The sequence below is a fragment of the uncultured Agathobaculum sp. genome, from assembly GCF_963927765.1.
GTDB lineage: Bacteria > Bacillota > Clostridia > Oscillospirales > Butyricicoccaceae > Agathobaculum.
Genome location: NZ_CAWVCU010000020.1, coordinates 1 through 12,636, shown reverse-complemented (window position 1 = coordinate 12,636; position 12,636 = coordinate 1). Strand labels below are relative to the sequence as shown.

Annotated in this window: 17 protein-coding genes; 8 read left to right on the top strand and 9 right to left on the bottom strand. The window is 53.7% G+C overall.

Annotation, left to right across the window (positions count from 1 at the left end; genetic code table 11):
- Positions 1 to 90 precede the first annotated feature (90 nt).
- The gene (gene cysK / locus ABGT74_RS01275) at positions 91 to 1,020 is read left to right on the top strand and encodes a cysteine synthase A (RefSeq protein ID WP_297283844.1); all 930 of its coding nucleotides are present in this window, start codon (positions 91 to 93) and stop codon (positions 1,018 to 1,020) included.
- A 68-nt stretch (positions 1,021 to 1,088) separates the two neighbouring features.
- Here the strand turns inward: cysK (ABGT74_RS01275) and thiE are convergent, their stop codons facing one another.
- The 4 genes from thiE to ABGT74_RS01255 are packed head-to-tail and all read right to left on the bottom strand — an operon-like array spanning position 1,089 to position 3,454.
- Positions 1,089 to 1,721 carry a thiamine phosphate synthase gene (gene thiE / locus ABGT74_RS01270; protein ID WP_346704136.1) on the bottom strand — a complete coding sequence of 211 codons (633 nt, stop codon included), beginning with the start codon at positions 1,719 to 1,721 and terminating at the stop codon, positions 1,089 to 1,091.
- Positions 1,711 to 2,460 carry a nitrilase-related carbon-nitrogen hydrolase gene (locus ABGT74_RS01265; RefSeq protein ID WP_346704135.1) on the bottom strand — a complete coding sequence of 250 codons (750 nt, stop codon included), beginning with the start codon at positions 2,458 to 2,460 and terminating at the stop codon, positions 1,711 to 1,713. Before ABGT74_RS01265 ends, thiE begins: the two co-directional genes overlap by 11 nt.
- On the bottom strand, positions 2,448 to 2,921 hold the full coding sequence (locus ABGT74_RS01260) for a YbaK/EbsC family protein (protein WP_297283841.1): 474 nt from the start codon (positions 2,919 to 2,921) through the stop codon (positions 2,448 to 2,450). Before ABGT74_RS01260 ends, ABGT74_RS01265 begins: the two co-directional genes overlap by 13 nt.
- Positions 2,921 to 3,454, bottom strand: coding sequence for a DUF1836 domain-containing protein (locus ABGT74_RS01255; protein WP_297283860.1), 534 nt, complete (start codon positions 3,452 to 3,454; stop codon positions 2,921 to 2,923). Before ABGT74_RS01255 ends, ABGT74_RS01260 begins: the two co-directional genes overlap by 1 nt.
- A gap of 223 nt (positions 3,455 to 3,677) precedes the next feature.
- On the opposite strand from ABGT74_RS01255, the gene ABGT74_RS01250 reads away from it, so the two are divergent.
- The 4 genes from ABGT74_RS01250 to rbr all read left to right on the top strand — a co-directional run bounded on the left by ABGT74_RS01250 (position 3,678) and on the right by rbr (position 6,709).
- Complete coding sequence (locus tag ABGT74_RS01250) at positions 3,678 to 4,820, top strand: polysaccharide deacetylase family protein (RefSeq protein WP_346704134.1); 1,143 nt, start codon at positions 3,678 to 3,680, stop codon at positions 4,818 to 4,820.
- Between the two features lie 156 nt (positions 4,821 to 4,976).
- Positions 4,977 to 5,630 (top strand): hemolysin III family protein, encoded by a 654-nt coding sequence (locus tag ABGT74_RS01245; RefSeq protein WP_297283839.1) that lies wholly within the window; start codon positions 4,977 to 4,979, stop codon positions 5,628 to 5,630.
- Between the two features lie 98 nt (positions 5,631 to 5,728).
- Entirely contained in the window at positions 5,729 to 6,118 is a 390-nt protein-coding gene (locus tag ABGT74_RS01240) for a transcriptional repressor (RefSeq protein WP_297283838.1), read from the top strand.
- A gap of 54 nt (positions 6,119 to 6,172) precedes the next feature.
- The gene (rbr, locus tag ABGT74_RS01235; RefSeq protein WP_297283837.1) at positions 6,173 to 6,709 is read left to right on the top strand and encodes a rubrerythrin; all 537 of its coding nucleotides are present in this window, start codon (positions 6,173 to 6,175) and stop codon (positions 6,707 to 6,709) included.
- 62 nt (positions 6,710 to 6,771) lie between these two features.
- Here the strand turns inward: rbr and ABGT74_RS01230 are convergent, their stop codons facing one another.
- The 5 genes from ABGT74_RS01230 to gluQRS form a co-directional block, all read right to left on the bottom strand.
- On the bottom strand, positions 6,772 to 7,371 hold the full coding sequence (locus ABGT74_RS01230) for a GerMN domain-containing protein (protein WP_346704133.1): 600 nt from the start codon (positions 7,369 to 7,371) through the stop codon (positions 6,772 to 6,774).
- Between the two features lie 105 nt (positions 7,372 to 7,476).
- Positions 7,477 to 7,647 carry an Arc family DNA-binding protein gene (locus tag ABGT74_RS01225; protein ID WP_297283835.1) on the bottom strand — a complete coding sequence of 57 codons (171 nt, stop codon included), beginning with the start codon at positions 7,645 to 7,647 and terminating at the stop codon, positions 7,477 to 7,479.
- 21 nt (positions 7,648 to 7,668) lie between these two features.
- On the bottom strand, positions 7,669 to 7,929 hold the full coding sequence (locus tag ABGT74_RS01220) for a hypothetical protein (RefSeq protein WP_346704131.1): 261 nt from the start codon (positions 7,927 to 7,929) through the stop codon (positions 7,669 to 7,671).
- Positions 7,930 to 7,957: 28 nt separating this feature from the next.
- Positions 7,958 to 8,974 carry an SPFH domain-containing protein gene (locus ABGT74_RS01215; protein ID WP_346704130.1) on the bottom strand — a complete coding sequence of 339 codons (1,017 nt, stop codon included), beginning with the start codon at positions 8,972 to 8,974 and terminating at the stop codon, positions 7,958 to 7,960.
- 109 nt (positions 8,975 to 9,083) lie between these two features.
- Positions 9,084 to 10,022: a tRNA glutamyl-Q(34) synthetase GluQRS gene (gluQRS, locus tag ABGT74_RS01210; protein ID WP_346704129.1), complete on the bottom strand. Its 939-nt coding sequence runs from the start codon at positions 10,020 to 10,022 to the stop codon at positions 9,084 to 9,086.
- Positions 10,023 to 10,116: 94 nt separating this feature from the next.
- Between gluQRS and ABGT74_RS01205 the strand changes: the two genes are divergently transcribed.
- The 3 genes from ABGT74_RS01205 (at position 10,117) to cysK (ABGT74_RS01195) (ending at position 12,547) form a co-directional block, all read left to right on the top strand.
- The gene (locus ABGT74_RS01205) at positions 10,117 to 11,256 is read left to right on the top strand and encodes a glycoside hydrolase family 3 N-terminal domain-containing protein (RefSeq protein ID WP_346704128.1); all 1,140 of its coding nucleotides are present in this window, start codon (positions 10,117 to 10,119) and stop codon (positions 11,254 to 11,256) included.
- A gap of 142 nt (positions 11,257 to 11,398) precedes the next feature.
- Positions 11,399 to 11,536 carry a hypothetical protein gene (locus ABGT74_RS01200; protein ID WP_297283830.1) on the top strand — a complete coding sequence of 46 codons (138 nt, stop codon included), beginning with the start codon at positions 11,399 to 11,401 and terminating at the stop codon, positions 11,534 to 11,536.
- Between the two features lie 78 nt (positions 11,537 to 11,614).
- The gene (gene cysK, locus ABGT74_RS01195; RefSeq protein ID WP_346704127.1) at positions 11,615 to 12,547 is read left to right on the top strand and encodes a cysteine synthase A; all 933 of its coding nucleotides are present in this window, start codon (positions 11,615 to 11,617) and stop codon (positions 12,545 to 12,547) included.
- The last annotated feature ends 89 nt before the right edge of the window (positions 12,548 to 12,636 follow it).

The window sequence follows — 12,636 nt, the reverse complement described above, 5'->3', positions numbered from 1 at the left end:
GATTGACGCAATTTGGTCAATCTGTTCTATCCTTATGCAAAAAGTTGTGCTATAATGTATGTCAGACATGTTTGAGAGGAAGATTTTTCGATGATATGCAGCAACATCCTGGAAGCAGTCGGCCATACGCCGATGGTACGTTTGAACCGTATGGTTCCCGCAGACTGCGCCGAGGTGCTCGTCAAATTTGAGGGTTTAAACGTTGGCGGCTCCATCAAAACACGCACGGCGCTCAATATGGTGGAGGACGCAGAGCAACGCGGTTTGATCGGACCAGACACCATTATCGTCGAGCCTACCAGCGGCAATCAGGGCATCGGCCTTGCGCTTTGCGGTGCCGTAAAAGGCTATCAGGTGAAAATTATCATGCCGGACTCGGTTTCCGAAGAGCGTCGCAAGCTAGTGCAGCACTACGGCGCCGAAGTGATCTTGGTACATGACGCTGGCAATATTGGTGATTGTATCGCAGAATGCCAGCGAATTGCAGACGAAATGGCTAAAAACGACCCCAAGGTCTTTGTTCCTGGTCAGTTCGACAACCCGGCTAATCCCTCGGTGCACCGCCACCACACTGCGACCGAAATCCTCGAACAGGTCGGCGGCCCGATCGACGGTTTCTGCTCCGGTTTCGGTACGGGCGGCACGATCAGCGGCATCGGTGAAGTGCTCAAGGCACAGAATCCCCAGCTGGAGATTTGGGCAGTCGAACCGGAAAACGCAGCCATCCTGTCGGGCGGCTCGATCGGCACCCATCTGCAAATGGGTATTGGCGATGGCGTTATCCCGAAAAACCTGAACACTAAAATTTACGACCATCTGTACATCGTAACCGATGACGAAGCCATTCAGACCGCAAAGGATCTGGCGCGTCTCGAGGGTCTGATGTGCGGCATTTCGAGCGGCACCAATGTTGCCGCCGCGATCCAGCTTGCCAAAAAGCTTGGTCCCGGCAAAACCGTGGTCACCGTTCTGCCCGACACGGCGGAACGCTATTTCTCGACCCCGCTGTTTCAGGATTGATTTTTCCCAATAAAAAAGGCTTCGGAACACAGTTCCGAAGCCTTTTTTTATATTCTTTCTTCCAAAAATCAATGCTGTTTCATTGCCAAAAACTTTTCTTTGATCTGTGCCGCCGCTGCACACGGATCTTCTGCTTTCATGACCGCAGAAACCACCGCAATGCCCGCAATCGGACTATTCGCCAATACGTCCATATTGTCCGCATTCAGTCCTCCAATCGCAACCACGGGAATGGGCACGGCACGGCATATTTCATCCAGCGTGGAAACCGGCGTCAGTTTGGTCGTCACATGCGTGGTGGTCGGATAAATTGCTCCCGTTCCGAGATAATCCGCGCCATCCGCATAGGCTGCCTGCGCAGCCTCCACAGTTTTGGCGGTCGCGCCGACAATCTTATTCGGCCCCAGCAGTTTGCGGCATACCGCAACCGGCAAATCGCTTGCCCCGACATGCACTCCTGCCGCATCGCAGGCAATGGCGACATCCACACGATCGTCAATAATCAGCGGCACGTTCCAGCGGTCCGTGACCGCCTTGACTTGCCGCGCGAGCGCCAGATAATCCCGGCCGCCCGTATCCTTTTCGCGCAGCTGAATCAGCGTTGCGCCACCTGCACAAGCCTGATCGACCGCATGCAGCAAAGTCTCAGTCGTGTGATAAGTGCTGTCAGTGATGACATATAATGTAGGGTCAAATTGCATCATAATTCTCCTTATCCATTGTGATGGTCAGCAGACCGTTTCCTTCTTCCAGCGCGCCAAGCATACGGCCATTCGCCGCAAAAGCAGCACTGTGACCGATGAAGCAGTCTGGTATATATTGGTCGACGCCGAACACCGTCATGTTGTTTTCAATGGCACGCGCGCAAAGCAGGGTGCGCCAATGCAGCACCTTATTTGCACCAGCCGTCCAACCCGCCGGAACCAGAAGCACCTCTGCCCCGGCCTGCTTTTGCGCTGCGGCCAGCGCTGGAAAGCGCAGTTCATAACAAGTAATCAGCCCCAGCCGTCCTATCGGTGTATCCACAGGCTGAAAGGGATTTTCCCCTGCCCGGCACTCATCTGACTCCCGATAGCCAAAGGCATCATATAGCCGCTGCTTACGGTGCACGCCGCGCAGCATTCCGTCTGCATCTATCATCACAATCGTATTGTATGGCAGAGCATCCGTCTGCTCGTACATTCCCGCGGCAATCCACAGCCCATGCTGTCGGGCCACCTGAGACAATGCGGACACAAATGGGCCATCCAGCAGCTCTGCTGCCCCAACATTTTTCGACCGCCTGTTCATTTTTGCATAAAACATGCTATATTCCGGGAAAATCAGCATAGATGCGCCAATTTTTTTCGCTTTTTGTGCATCATCTTGTATTCTACGCAGATTGTCCCGCTTGTCCTCGCCAGCGCCAAACTGCGCCAGTGCAACGGTTATTCCCGCCATCCCTTGCACACGTCTACCCAAGCTTTATATCCAGAGAACTTCTCCAGCTCGGGGATCGTTAGCTCGATTGCAGAATTGGCAGAGCCACAGGCGGGAAACACTGTCTCAAAACGGTGCAGAGACTCGTCCAGAAAGACTGTTACGCCCTCATTAATGCCAAAGGGACACACTCCACCGACGGCATGGCCGATTTCCGGTTCGACCTCTTCAAAGGAAAGCATTTTCGCCTTGCAGCCGAAACGCGCCTTATATTTGGGATTGTCGATTTTGACATCGCCCGCAGCAACAATCAGGATCACACCGTCCCCGATGCGGAAGGACAGCGTTTTGGCGATACGCGCAGGCGCACAGCCAACCGCCTGCGCTGCCAGCTCAACCGTTGCCGAGGAGGTATCAAATTCCAGCACGCGATCCTCGACTCCAAATTGCCGCAGCCAATTTTTTGCTTTTTCAATGGACATTATTCTTTTCCTCCGGTCTGTTCATCAATTGCGTCAACCACGCCTTCGCATAAACGACGCAAATAAGAAGCAATTTCACTGAGCGCAAGGCACAGCATCAGCCGCCCGTTGGGATCTTCCGAATCATACGGCAGGAATGCATCCAGCATCGCCGGAACGCTTTCGCGTATCTTCTTTTTATCCTCCAGCAGGTGCGCATAGCACGCTCCAAAGTCCACATCATCGCGTCCGGTCAGCGCCTTGACATCACTCAGCCGCAGATTTTGCTTCAAATGATATACACAAAGCAGCTGCATGATTTGCTGCCGGGTATACTTTTTGCCGCGAACCGGGGTCATCAGCCCCTCTTTGACATAATTGTTCACCATCGTTTTGGTCAGCAGCTTATCGGACGGATTGCGCTTGTCCGCCGACAAATGCTGATCGAACAGCGACAATACCTGATCCATATATAAATCAAGCTGCGGCACATCCGCGGGCATAATATCCTGATCGGAAAACACCCGGTCAATGATATTGCCAAAATCAGGCATGATATTCACCTCATTTCCTCCTCATTATAATCCTTCCAATAGCGGCTTGCAAGGGGCGGAAAAGTGGACAACATTGAAAAAAAATGGTATACTGTTTTTGAAAGGATAGGCTGATATTATGAAAAAGGGGTTTGTCAAAAGGTTTTCGGCAAGTATTATCGTTGTTTTCTTGGTGACGTTGTCCACATTTGGTACAGCCGGTGCCGCGCCGGCGAGCAGCAGTTTGCCCATTTTGATGTACCATGATTTAACAACCGATCCAAACCGCACCAACAGCATGACCATCACAGCGGACCGGTTTCGGCTGGACATGGAGTTCCTGCAGGAATTCGGGTTTACGCCGCTATTACCATCCGAGTTGGTTTCCATCACACAGAATAAACAGTCGTTGCCCGAAAAGCCGATCATGATCACCTTTGACGATGGGTATCATTCTAATTATGAATATGCCTATCCTACTCTGCTGAGCACCGGCATGAAAGCAACCATTGCTGTGGTTACCAATAGCATTCAGTTGGCCAGTACCAGCGATACGCCGTCCAATTCGCTGACTTGGGAAGAGATTCAGGAAATGGTTTCCAGCGGCATTGTAGAAATCGGCTCGCATACCTATAACCTGCATAATCCCCAGTACCACGGCAACAGTGCCCCGGACGGCATCAACGGTGTCATGCGTCTGCCCGGCGAATCGCAAAGCGCCTACCGCCTGCGTGTCGGCGGCGATCTGCAAACCAGCCTTCAGTTGATCACACAACATAGCGGCCAGCAGAAAGTCCTGTATTTCTCGTATCCTTTCGGCGCTTATGACAGTTGGATGCAGACACTTTTGAATGAAAACGGTATTGTGGTCAGCACCCTGACCAACCCGGGAAAGGCCAATCCCTCCTCTTCGCTGCACCAAATGCCCCGTTATCGAATTACCATGCAGCAATCGGTCGCCTCTCTGCTGCGACAAACGTCTGTCGCTACCCCGACGGTCGCGAATGTCTCAGTCAATGGTAACACGACCGTATTGCCGGCCTACAATATCGGCGGCAACAACTATGTGCGCGTACGTGACGTAGCATTACTGCTCAAGGATACAGCAAGCAGCTTTGATGTGCAATGGAACAATAGCTTGCAGCAAGTGGAATTAAAATCCTTTTCTCCCTATACGCCAAATGGCACGGAAAACAAGCCGATGTCCAGTGAACGGCGTACAGTACAATCCCTGATTGAGCCCACCGCCGCAGATGGCCAGCTGCATATGATTGCTGCTTACAATATAGATGGGTATACCTACTATAAGCTCCGGAGTTTAGGCGATTTGTGCGGCTTTCTGGTCGATTGGGACGCAGCTTCCCAAACCGTTCAGGTGATCGCATAAGCTTTCACAAAATACACCTGCATAATTGCAGGTGTATTTTTTTGCCTTGAGGACACAATAAATTCACAGAACCTCTATTGCATTTTCCATTATATGTAGTATTATATTAAATACAAAGTAGTTATAATAACTATATTTGAAAAAGGAGGAATCTATATGCCGCGTGTTTTCCTCAAGGCACGGGAACCATTTTCCAGCTATTCACACTTTTTCGGGGCGGTATTGAGCGGAATCGGTCTGTTTGCCATGCTGATCCGCATGTTGACCATTGATACCGCCAACGGCCAAATGGCAGCATCGGTCATCATCTTTTGCCTCTCTCTCATCGGACTGTATTCTGCCAGCAGCGTGTACCATTACTCCTGCCGGGATGAAAAAACCCTGCGGCGGCTCAAAAAGCTCGACCACAGTATGATCTATGTGCTGATTGCAGGCAGCTACACCCCGATTGTGCTCTGCTATATGCGCCCACCGCATAACTATATTTTCCTCGCCTGCATCTGGTCGATTGCCGCAGCCGGTATCGCCGTTAAACTGGTCTGGATCGATGCCCCGCGTTTTTTAGGCACCGCCCTATATCTGGCATTGGGCTGGGCCATCGTACTGGATTTCGATGCAGTGCTGTCAATGCCTGTGCCTGCCATTTCCCTGCTGGCTGCGGGCGGCATCTTCTATACGATCGGCGGCATGATCTATATTGCCAAACGCCCGAATCCGACTGCTCTGTTAGGCTTCCACGAAATCTTTCATTTGTTTGTCATTGCAGGCAGTATCTGTCACTATTTAATGGTTTTTCTCTATGTTCTGTGATGCATTCCATCAAGATTTTCCTCTTTCTTCTTGACAAGCCTACAAATCAGGTATATACTCTAAATAAGAATTTATACTATTAGGGAGTAGGTGACAGCATGCAGAGCAGAAACACGGTGCAGCGTCAAATCGTTTTGCAGACCGTTCTGCAAATGCACAATCATCCCACTGCGGACAATGTGTATGCTGCCGTCGCAGCGGAGCATCCTTCCATCAGCAAGGCCACCGTTTACCGCAACCTGAGCCAGTTGGCTTTACAGGGGGAGATTCGCCGTGTGCCTGTGCCGAACGGCGCGGACCGGTTTGACTTTAACACCAGCGAGCACTATCACGTGCGCTGCGAAAAATGCGGCGCGGTATTTGATGTGCATATGCCGCATATCAGCAATCTGATTGAACAGGTAGAAGACGCCTCCGGCGTGGAAGTCCAGCGATATGACATTCTGTTCGAAGGCATTTGCCAAGATTGCCGGGCAAAGGAAGCGTGATTTCCGACAGCGATAGCTGTCTGAAAAATACTAAAATGTGAGGAGTATGTGATTATGGCAAATTTGAAGGGAAGCAAGACGGAAGCAAACCTCCAGACCGCATTCGCGGGCGAATCCATGGCGCGCAATAAGTATACCTACTACGCCTCCAAGGCCAAGAAGGACGGCTATGTGCAGATCTCCAAGATTTTCGAGGAGACCGCAAATAACGAAAAAGAGCATGCAAAGATCTGGTTTAAACTGCTCGAGGGCATTGGCAGCACGGCTGAGAACCTCAAGGCGGCAGCAGCCGGTGAGAATTACGAATGGACCGACATGTACGCGACCTTCGCCAAGGAAGCCCACGAAGAAGGCTTCGAAGACATCGCATTCCTCTTTGAGAAGGTCGGCGCAATTGAGAAGGAGCATGAGGAGCGTTACCGCAAGCTGCTCGCGAACGTAGAGGGCAATCTGGTATTCTCCCGCGATGGCGACTGCATCTGGCAGTGCTCCAACTGCGGTCACATTGTTGTCGGCAAGCAGGCTCCTGAAGTTTGCCCGGTATGCGCACATCCGCAGGCATACTTTGAGATCAAGGCCGAAAACTATTAAGCCATCCTATCCATCATAAAAAAGGCTTCGGAACGAAAGTTCCGAAGCCTTTTTCAATTTTCTCAGCTCGTTGCCTCCAGCGGATAATCGTAGATCTCATGTCCGCTCTCGAGCGGCGCACCGTCCACGGTAATCAAAACGCTATTGACACCACGCGCCTGCACAAAGGTATTGACCAGCGAATAGATGAGCAGGCTTTCCCCGGTTGTACCCGACGAACGAACCGCATCGCCATACACTGCATTCATATCCAGTGTCAGCACGCCGTCCGCCGTCGACGAGGACTGCACTGCCGCCCCTTCGGGAAGCGAGCCTGCCGCGATCAGCGCATCCACCAGCGCTTGATCCGAATCGTCCACCGCGTCTGTGCCGACCGGCGTCAGCGTTTCGCCCTGCTCATCCGGCACATACACAACAACCGATTCCCCGCCCGATGGGTTGGGGTTTTCCGGCTGCACCGGATCCTCCTCGGTATCGTCCGGAGTCTTCTGGTCATCCGGTATGTCCGGCTGGTTCGGCATATCCGGCTCAACCGTCTGGCCCGGCTGATCGGTTTGACCCGGTGTCTTCTGTCCGGAAACATATCCGTAAATGCATGCGGCAGCAATCAGCGCAATAATCACAATGACTGCCGTCACAACTGCTTTTGTCCGTTTGCTCATGGCATATTCTCCTTTCTGCCTCCGCTGCTACTGATAGCATGCGGCGGGTTTGCCGTCATTATACCACACTGAAGCAAAAGTGGAAATATCAATCCGGCTGCAAGTTCATTCCTTGGGACTTTGCTTCTTTCGGCGGCGCACCGCCTCGGTCAGCAGATACTCGATCTGACCGTTGACCGACCGGAACTCATCCTCTGCCCAGCGGGCGATCTCGTTGTAGAGCGAGGCCGACAGCCGCAGCGGCACCTGCTTTTTTGCTTTTTCCTTGTCTGCCACAGCTGCACCTCCTTTGCTTCTTCAGCGCATCCTAAGCCATACGCCACAGATAAAAAACACCAGATACCCAAAACACAATGCAGCCAGTCCCCCACAGACCAGCCGCACCGCAATGCCGCCGTTGATCGCTATCGCACAGAGCAGCATGAATCCGCCCAGCGTCAGCAAAAATAACACAATCAGTGCCGACAGCGCGATCCGCAGCGGCTTTGGCACGCAACGGGACTGCGCACCTGTCACCGCACCGCCCGCCATCAGCCCGAGCAGAAAATCGAGCAGCATTGTCCGTCCTCCCTTCCTACCTTCTATTTTAATAGATAGAGCCGGAATTGACAACAGGCTGTGCATCCTTACCCGCGCAAAGCACGACCATCAGATTGGAAACCATCTGTGCCTTGCGCTCATCGTCCAGTTCGACCACCTGCTTTCGGTTGAGCTCGTCGAGCGCCATCTCGACCATACCCACCGCACCCTCAACGATCATCTTGCGCGCATCCACGACTGCACTCGCCTGCTGGCGCTGCAGCATCGCGGCCGCGATCTCGGGCGCGTAGGCGAGCGTCGTGATGCGGGCTTCCTCGATTCTCAGGCCTGCACACTCGACGCGCTTCTGAATCTCCTCAGCCAGCACGCCCGCGATCTCCTGCGACGAGCCGCGCAGGCTCTTTTCGTCGCCGCCCTCAGATACGTCATACGGATACAGGCGCACGGTGTTACGCAGTGCTGCATCCGACTGGATGGACAAAAACTCCTGATAATTGTCGACTGCGAACACAGCCTTGGCCGTATCCTCAATATGCCAGATGACCGCAATACCAATGACGATCGGGTTGCCAAGCAGGTCGTTGATTTTCTGCTTGTCGTTGTTGAGCGTCATTGTCTTGAGTGACAGCTTTTTGCTCATGGCCGCCGCCTTGACAATCTTACCGCTCGACGGGTTTTCTTCCTTGGAAAGGTGCGTCAGTGCTGCCTCGCTCGCGCTCTGTGCCGCCGGGTTGACCGAAGTGCAGAACGGGTTGACAAAGAAGATACCCTCGCCCTTAAGCGTACCGACGTAAGTACCGAACAGTGTCAGCACCAGCGCCTCATTCGGCCCAAGCACCTTGATACCTGCGAACAGCAGCCAGCACGGCAGACACCAATAAAAGATACACACCACCAGCAGCGCAACCATGCCGCCGCTGCTGCCGTTTGCCGACAGCTGCATTGCGCTGAACACAATACCTGCCACCGCAGCCAACATCAGCACAATATTGAGCAGCAAAATCCCCAAACCATTCGGTGCGCGCAGCACTTTTTCCTGATACTCCACATGTTGTTCGTTCATATCCTATCCCTCACAATCATATCAATTTGATATCACTATAATACAACCGGTTATAATCATTGTCAAGGACAAATTTGACAAAAAGAAAAGCGCCCGTTTGGGCGCTTTGTCAGCGAAAAATATCCGGTAAAAACAAATCATGATGGGGGATTTTGCCCCAATCAAAGGCAGAAACAAGCTCTCGTGCCGCAACCGGCTCCGGCCGGTCGATCAGACCCGCGGCACACGCCAGCGCGCCGATTACCTGCTCTGGCGTGAAACGTTCACGCAACAGACCGAGGTCGAGATCCTCGTCCCGCTTGGACAAACGGCGTCCGTCATGGTCGCACAGCAGCGGGATATGGGCAAAATGCGGCGGCTCAAACCCAAATAACCGATACAGCCAAATCTGTCGCGGGGTGCTCGAAATCAGATCCGCACCGCGCACGACCTCATTGACGCCGGTCAATGCGTCATCCACCACGACTGCTAACTGATAGGCGAACACGCCGTCTGAGCGTCGGATAATAAAATCCCCGCATTCCTCCGCGAGATTTTCCTCGTAGTCACCCCATACCGCATCGGTGAAGCGCACAACTTCATCCGGCACACGCACGCGCGTGGCTGGTGCGCGCATTTTACGCTTTTCCGCCACCTGTTCGGCTGTCAAGTTACGGCAGGTACCGGCATACAATACACGCCCATCCGACAAATGCGGCGCAGACGCGGCATGCAGCGCTGCACGCGAACAGAAACAAGGATACAGCAGCCCCTTTTCGCGCAGCACTGCCGCATACTGCGCATAGATGTCCGACCGTTCAGACTGGTAGGGCACCTCACCGTCCCAGTCCAGTCCCAGCCAGCGCAGGTCATCCATAATCAGGTCAGCGAAGCTGCGCGGGCAACGCATGGCGTCCAAATCCTCTATCCGCAGCAAAAACTGCCCATTTTGCCGCCGTGCGCTCAAAAACGCCAGCAGCGCGCATAGCACGTTGCCCAGATGCATGCGCCCGCTCGGGCTGGGCGCGAAGCGTCCAATGGTCTGCATCGCTGTCTCTCCCCTTTCCATCCCCTCAGTCCCCTTATCTTACCACAAACACAATATGCTTTGCAACGACCCGCATACTCCTGTATAATAAAACCAAAGAAGGAAGGTGCCCACCATGAAAAAACGCCTGCTCTGTCTGCTGCTCGCATTCACCCTGCCGCTTGGGCTGACCGCATGCGGCGACGAGCCGGATGCAGATGCAGCCATTGCGCAAACTGCGCCCGAGCCCACACCGGAGCCGCCGCAGCCCGATCCCGCTGAGGTATATGCGGATTCACTTACACTGGAACAGCAGGTCGCACAGCTGTTCTTCGCGCGCTGCCCGGATATCAATGCCGTAGAGCTTGCCGGGCAATACGATATCGGCGGCTATATCCTGTTCGGCCGCGACTTTGAGAACCAAACACCGGAAAGCCTGCGGGAGACGATTGCATCCTATCAGCAGGCTGCCGCAACGCCCATGCTGATCGGCGTGGACGAAGAGGGCGGTACGGTCGTGCGCGCAAGCGCTTATCCCAGCTTCCGCGAAAGCCGTTTCCAGTCACCGCAGGCGCTTTTCGCTGAGGGCGGCTTAGAGCGCATCGTAAACGACACCAAGGAAAAGGATGCCCTGCTTGCTTCTCTTGGCGTGAACGTCAATCTCGCGCCCGTATGCGATGTCTCAACCGATCCCGCCGACTTTATCTATGACCGCGCATTCGGGCAGGATGCCCAGGCCACCAGCGAATATGTCCGCACCGTGGTCGAGCGGATGAATACCGACGGCATGGGTATGGTGCTCAAGCACTTCCCCGGCTACGGCAGCAACGCCGATACGCATACCGGCATTGCGCAGGATGATCGCTCGCTTGAGCAGTTCCGTGCATCTGATTTTCTGCCCTTTGCCGCGGGTATCGAGTCAGGCGCGCAGGCAGTTCTCGTCTGCCATAACATTGTTTCCTGCATGGATGATACGCTGCCCGCCTCTCTCTCGCCTGCCGTGCATCAAATTCTGCGTGAGGAACTGGGTTTTGACGGCGTAGTTATGACCGATGACCTTGTCATGCAGGCGATCACGGACTACACCGGCGATGCGGACGCTGCCGTACTCGCCGTGCAGGCGGGAAACGATATGCTGATCTCATCGGACTTTGTCACACAGTATAACGCGGTGCTGGCGGCTGTACAGGACGGAACGATCAGCGAAGCTGTTGTCCGTAATGCCGCGATACGAGTCGTGCGCTGGAAAATCCAACTGGGGCTGATTGAAGCATAAGCCCACTGACACACCGAAAAAAATCTCCCGCAAGGGAGATTTTTTCTCTTTCCCGCAACCAAACCATGTGTTCTTTCGTATCTATGGATGCAAGGACCAATATCCATGTCATAGTCACCAACAAAAGGGGGATGGGTACGATATGAACGATGCAAAACTGATACAGGCATTGCAGCAAGGCCAGCGCGGTGCACTTGACAGAGCCATTTCCCACTATAGCAGCTATGTCGCGTCTATTGTCGACAACGCAGGCCGCTCTTTTGTTGCAATTTACTCTTGACAAATGCATTCTTCTCCGGTATACTTAATTCATACAAAACACCTATGGATTAAGGAATTTAGAAAGGCGGTACGCCCCATGGCAGATATCAAGCATAGCTTTGCCGAGCTGATCGGCAACACCCCGCTGTACGCGGCAGACAAATTCGTTTCTAAAGTTGGCGCGGACGCGCAAATCCTCGCCAAACTCGAATATTTCAATCCGGCAGGCTCGGTTAAGGATCGTGTTGCCAACGCCATGATTGCTAAGGCTGAGGAAAGCGGCGCGCTCCAGCCGGGCGCGACCATCATTGAGCCGACCAGCGGCAATACCGGCATCGGCCTTGCGGCGGTTGCGGCGGCTAAGGGCTACCGCATCATCCTGACCATGCCCGAGACCATGAGTGTCGAGCGTCGCAACATGCTCAAGGCATATGGCGCAGAACTGGTTCTGACTGACGGCGCAAAGGGTATGTCGGGCGCAATTGCCAAGGCAAATGAACTGGCTGCCGAAATCGAAAACAGCTTTATTCCCGGCCAGTTTGTCAATCCGGCCAACCCCGCTGCACACTATGCCTCAACCGGTCCCGAGCTGTGGGCACAGACCGACGGCAAAATTGACATTTTTGTTGCAGGCGTCGGCACCGGCGGCACCATCACCGGCGTTGGTTCTTATCTCAAGGAGCAAAACCCCAGCATTAAGGTCGTCGCAGTCGAACCGGATGAATCCCCTGTCTTGTCCACCGGCAAGGGCGGTCCGCACAAGATTCAGGGGATCGGCGCGGGCTTTGTGCCGGAAGTGCTCAATACCGGCATATTTGATGAGGTCATCCGCGTCAAAGGAGAGGATGCCTTTTCTACCGCACGTACCTTCACGCACAGCGAAGGCCTGTTTATCGGTATCTCCTCCGGTGCTGCGCTGCACGCCGCTGTCGCATTGTCCCAGCGTCCGGAAAATAAGGGTAAAACCATTGTGGCACTATTGCCGGATACTGGCGACCGCTACCTGTCCACTCCGCTTGTCAGCGATTAAACGCAAAAAGGGCCTGTTGCAAAATAGGCCAAAGAAAAAAGACAGGCAGGGCAGCCCGAAAAGGGTTGCCTTGCCTGCCTTTTTGCTTT

Bases quoted from the DNA above. Each gene is read 5' to 3' on its own strand.
- thiE (WP_346704136.1), bottom strand. From the start codon at position 1,721: ATGCAATTTGACCCTACATTATATGTCATCACTGACAGCACTTATCAC.
- ABGT74_RS01240 (WP_297283838.1), top strand. From the start codon at position 5,729: ATGCAGAGCAGAAACACGGTGCAGCGTCAAATCGTTTTGCAGACCGTT.
- ABGT74_RS01215 (WP_346704130.1), bottom strand. From the start codon at position 8,974: ATGAACGAACAACATGTGGAGTATCAGGAAAAAGTGCTGCGCGCACCG.
- ABGT74_RS01205 (WP_346704128.1), top strand. From the start codon at position 10,117: ATGAAAAAACGCCTGCTCTGTCTGCTGCTCGCATTCACCCTGCCGCTT.
- cysK (WP_297283844.1), top strand. From the start codon at position 91: ATGATATGCAGCAACATCCTGGAAGCAGTCGGCCATACGCCGATGGTA.
- cysK (WP_346704127.1), top strand. From the start codon at position 11,615: ATGGCAGATATCAAGCATAGCTTTGCCGAGCTGATCGGCAACACCCCG.
- ABGT74_RS01230 (WP_346704133.1), bottom strand. From the start codon at position 7,371: ATGAGCAAACGGACAAAAGCAGTTGTGACGGCAGTCATTGTGATTATT.
- ABGT74_RS01255 (WP_297283860.1), bottom strand. From the start codon at position 3,454: ATGCCTGATTTTGGCAATATCATTGACCGGGTGTTTTCCGATCAGGAT.
- ABGT74_RS01220 (WP_346704131.1), bottom strand. From the start codon at position 7,929: ATGCTGCTCGATTTTCTGCTCGGGCTGATGGCGGGCGGTGCGGTGACA.
- ABGT74_RS01265 (WP_346704135.1), bottom strand. From the start codon at position 2,460: ATGGCGGGAATAACCGTTGCACTGGCGCAGTTTGGCGCTGGCGAGGAC.
- ABGT74_RS01260 (WP_297283841.1), bottom strand. From the start codon at position 2,921: ATGTCCATTGAAAAAGCAAAAAATTGGCTGCGGCAATTTGGAGTCGAG.
- ABGT74_RS01245 (WP_297283839.1), top strand. From the start codon at position 4,977: ATGCCGCGTGTTTTCCTCAAGGCACGGGAACCATTTTCCAGCTATTCA.
- rbr (WP_297283837.1), top strand. From the start codon at position 6,173: ATGGCAAATTTGAAGGGAAGCAAGACGGAAGCAAACCTCCAGACCGCA.
- ABGT74_RS01200 (WP_297283830.1), top strand. From the start codon at position 11,399: ATGAACGATGCAAAACTGATACAGGCATTGCAGCAAGGCCAGCGCGGT.
- gluQRS (WP_346704129.1), bottom strand. From the start codon at position 10,022: ATGGAAAGGGGAGAGACAGCGATGCAGACCATTGGACGCTTCGCGCCC.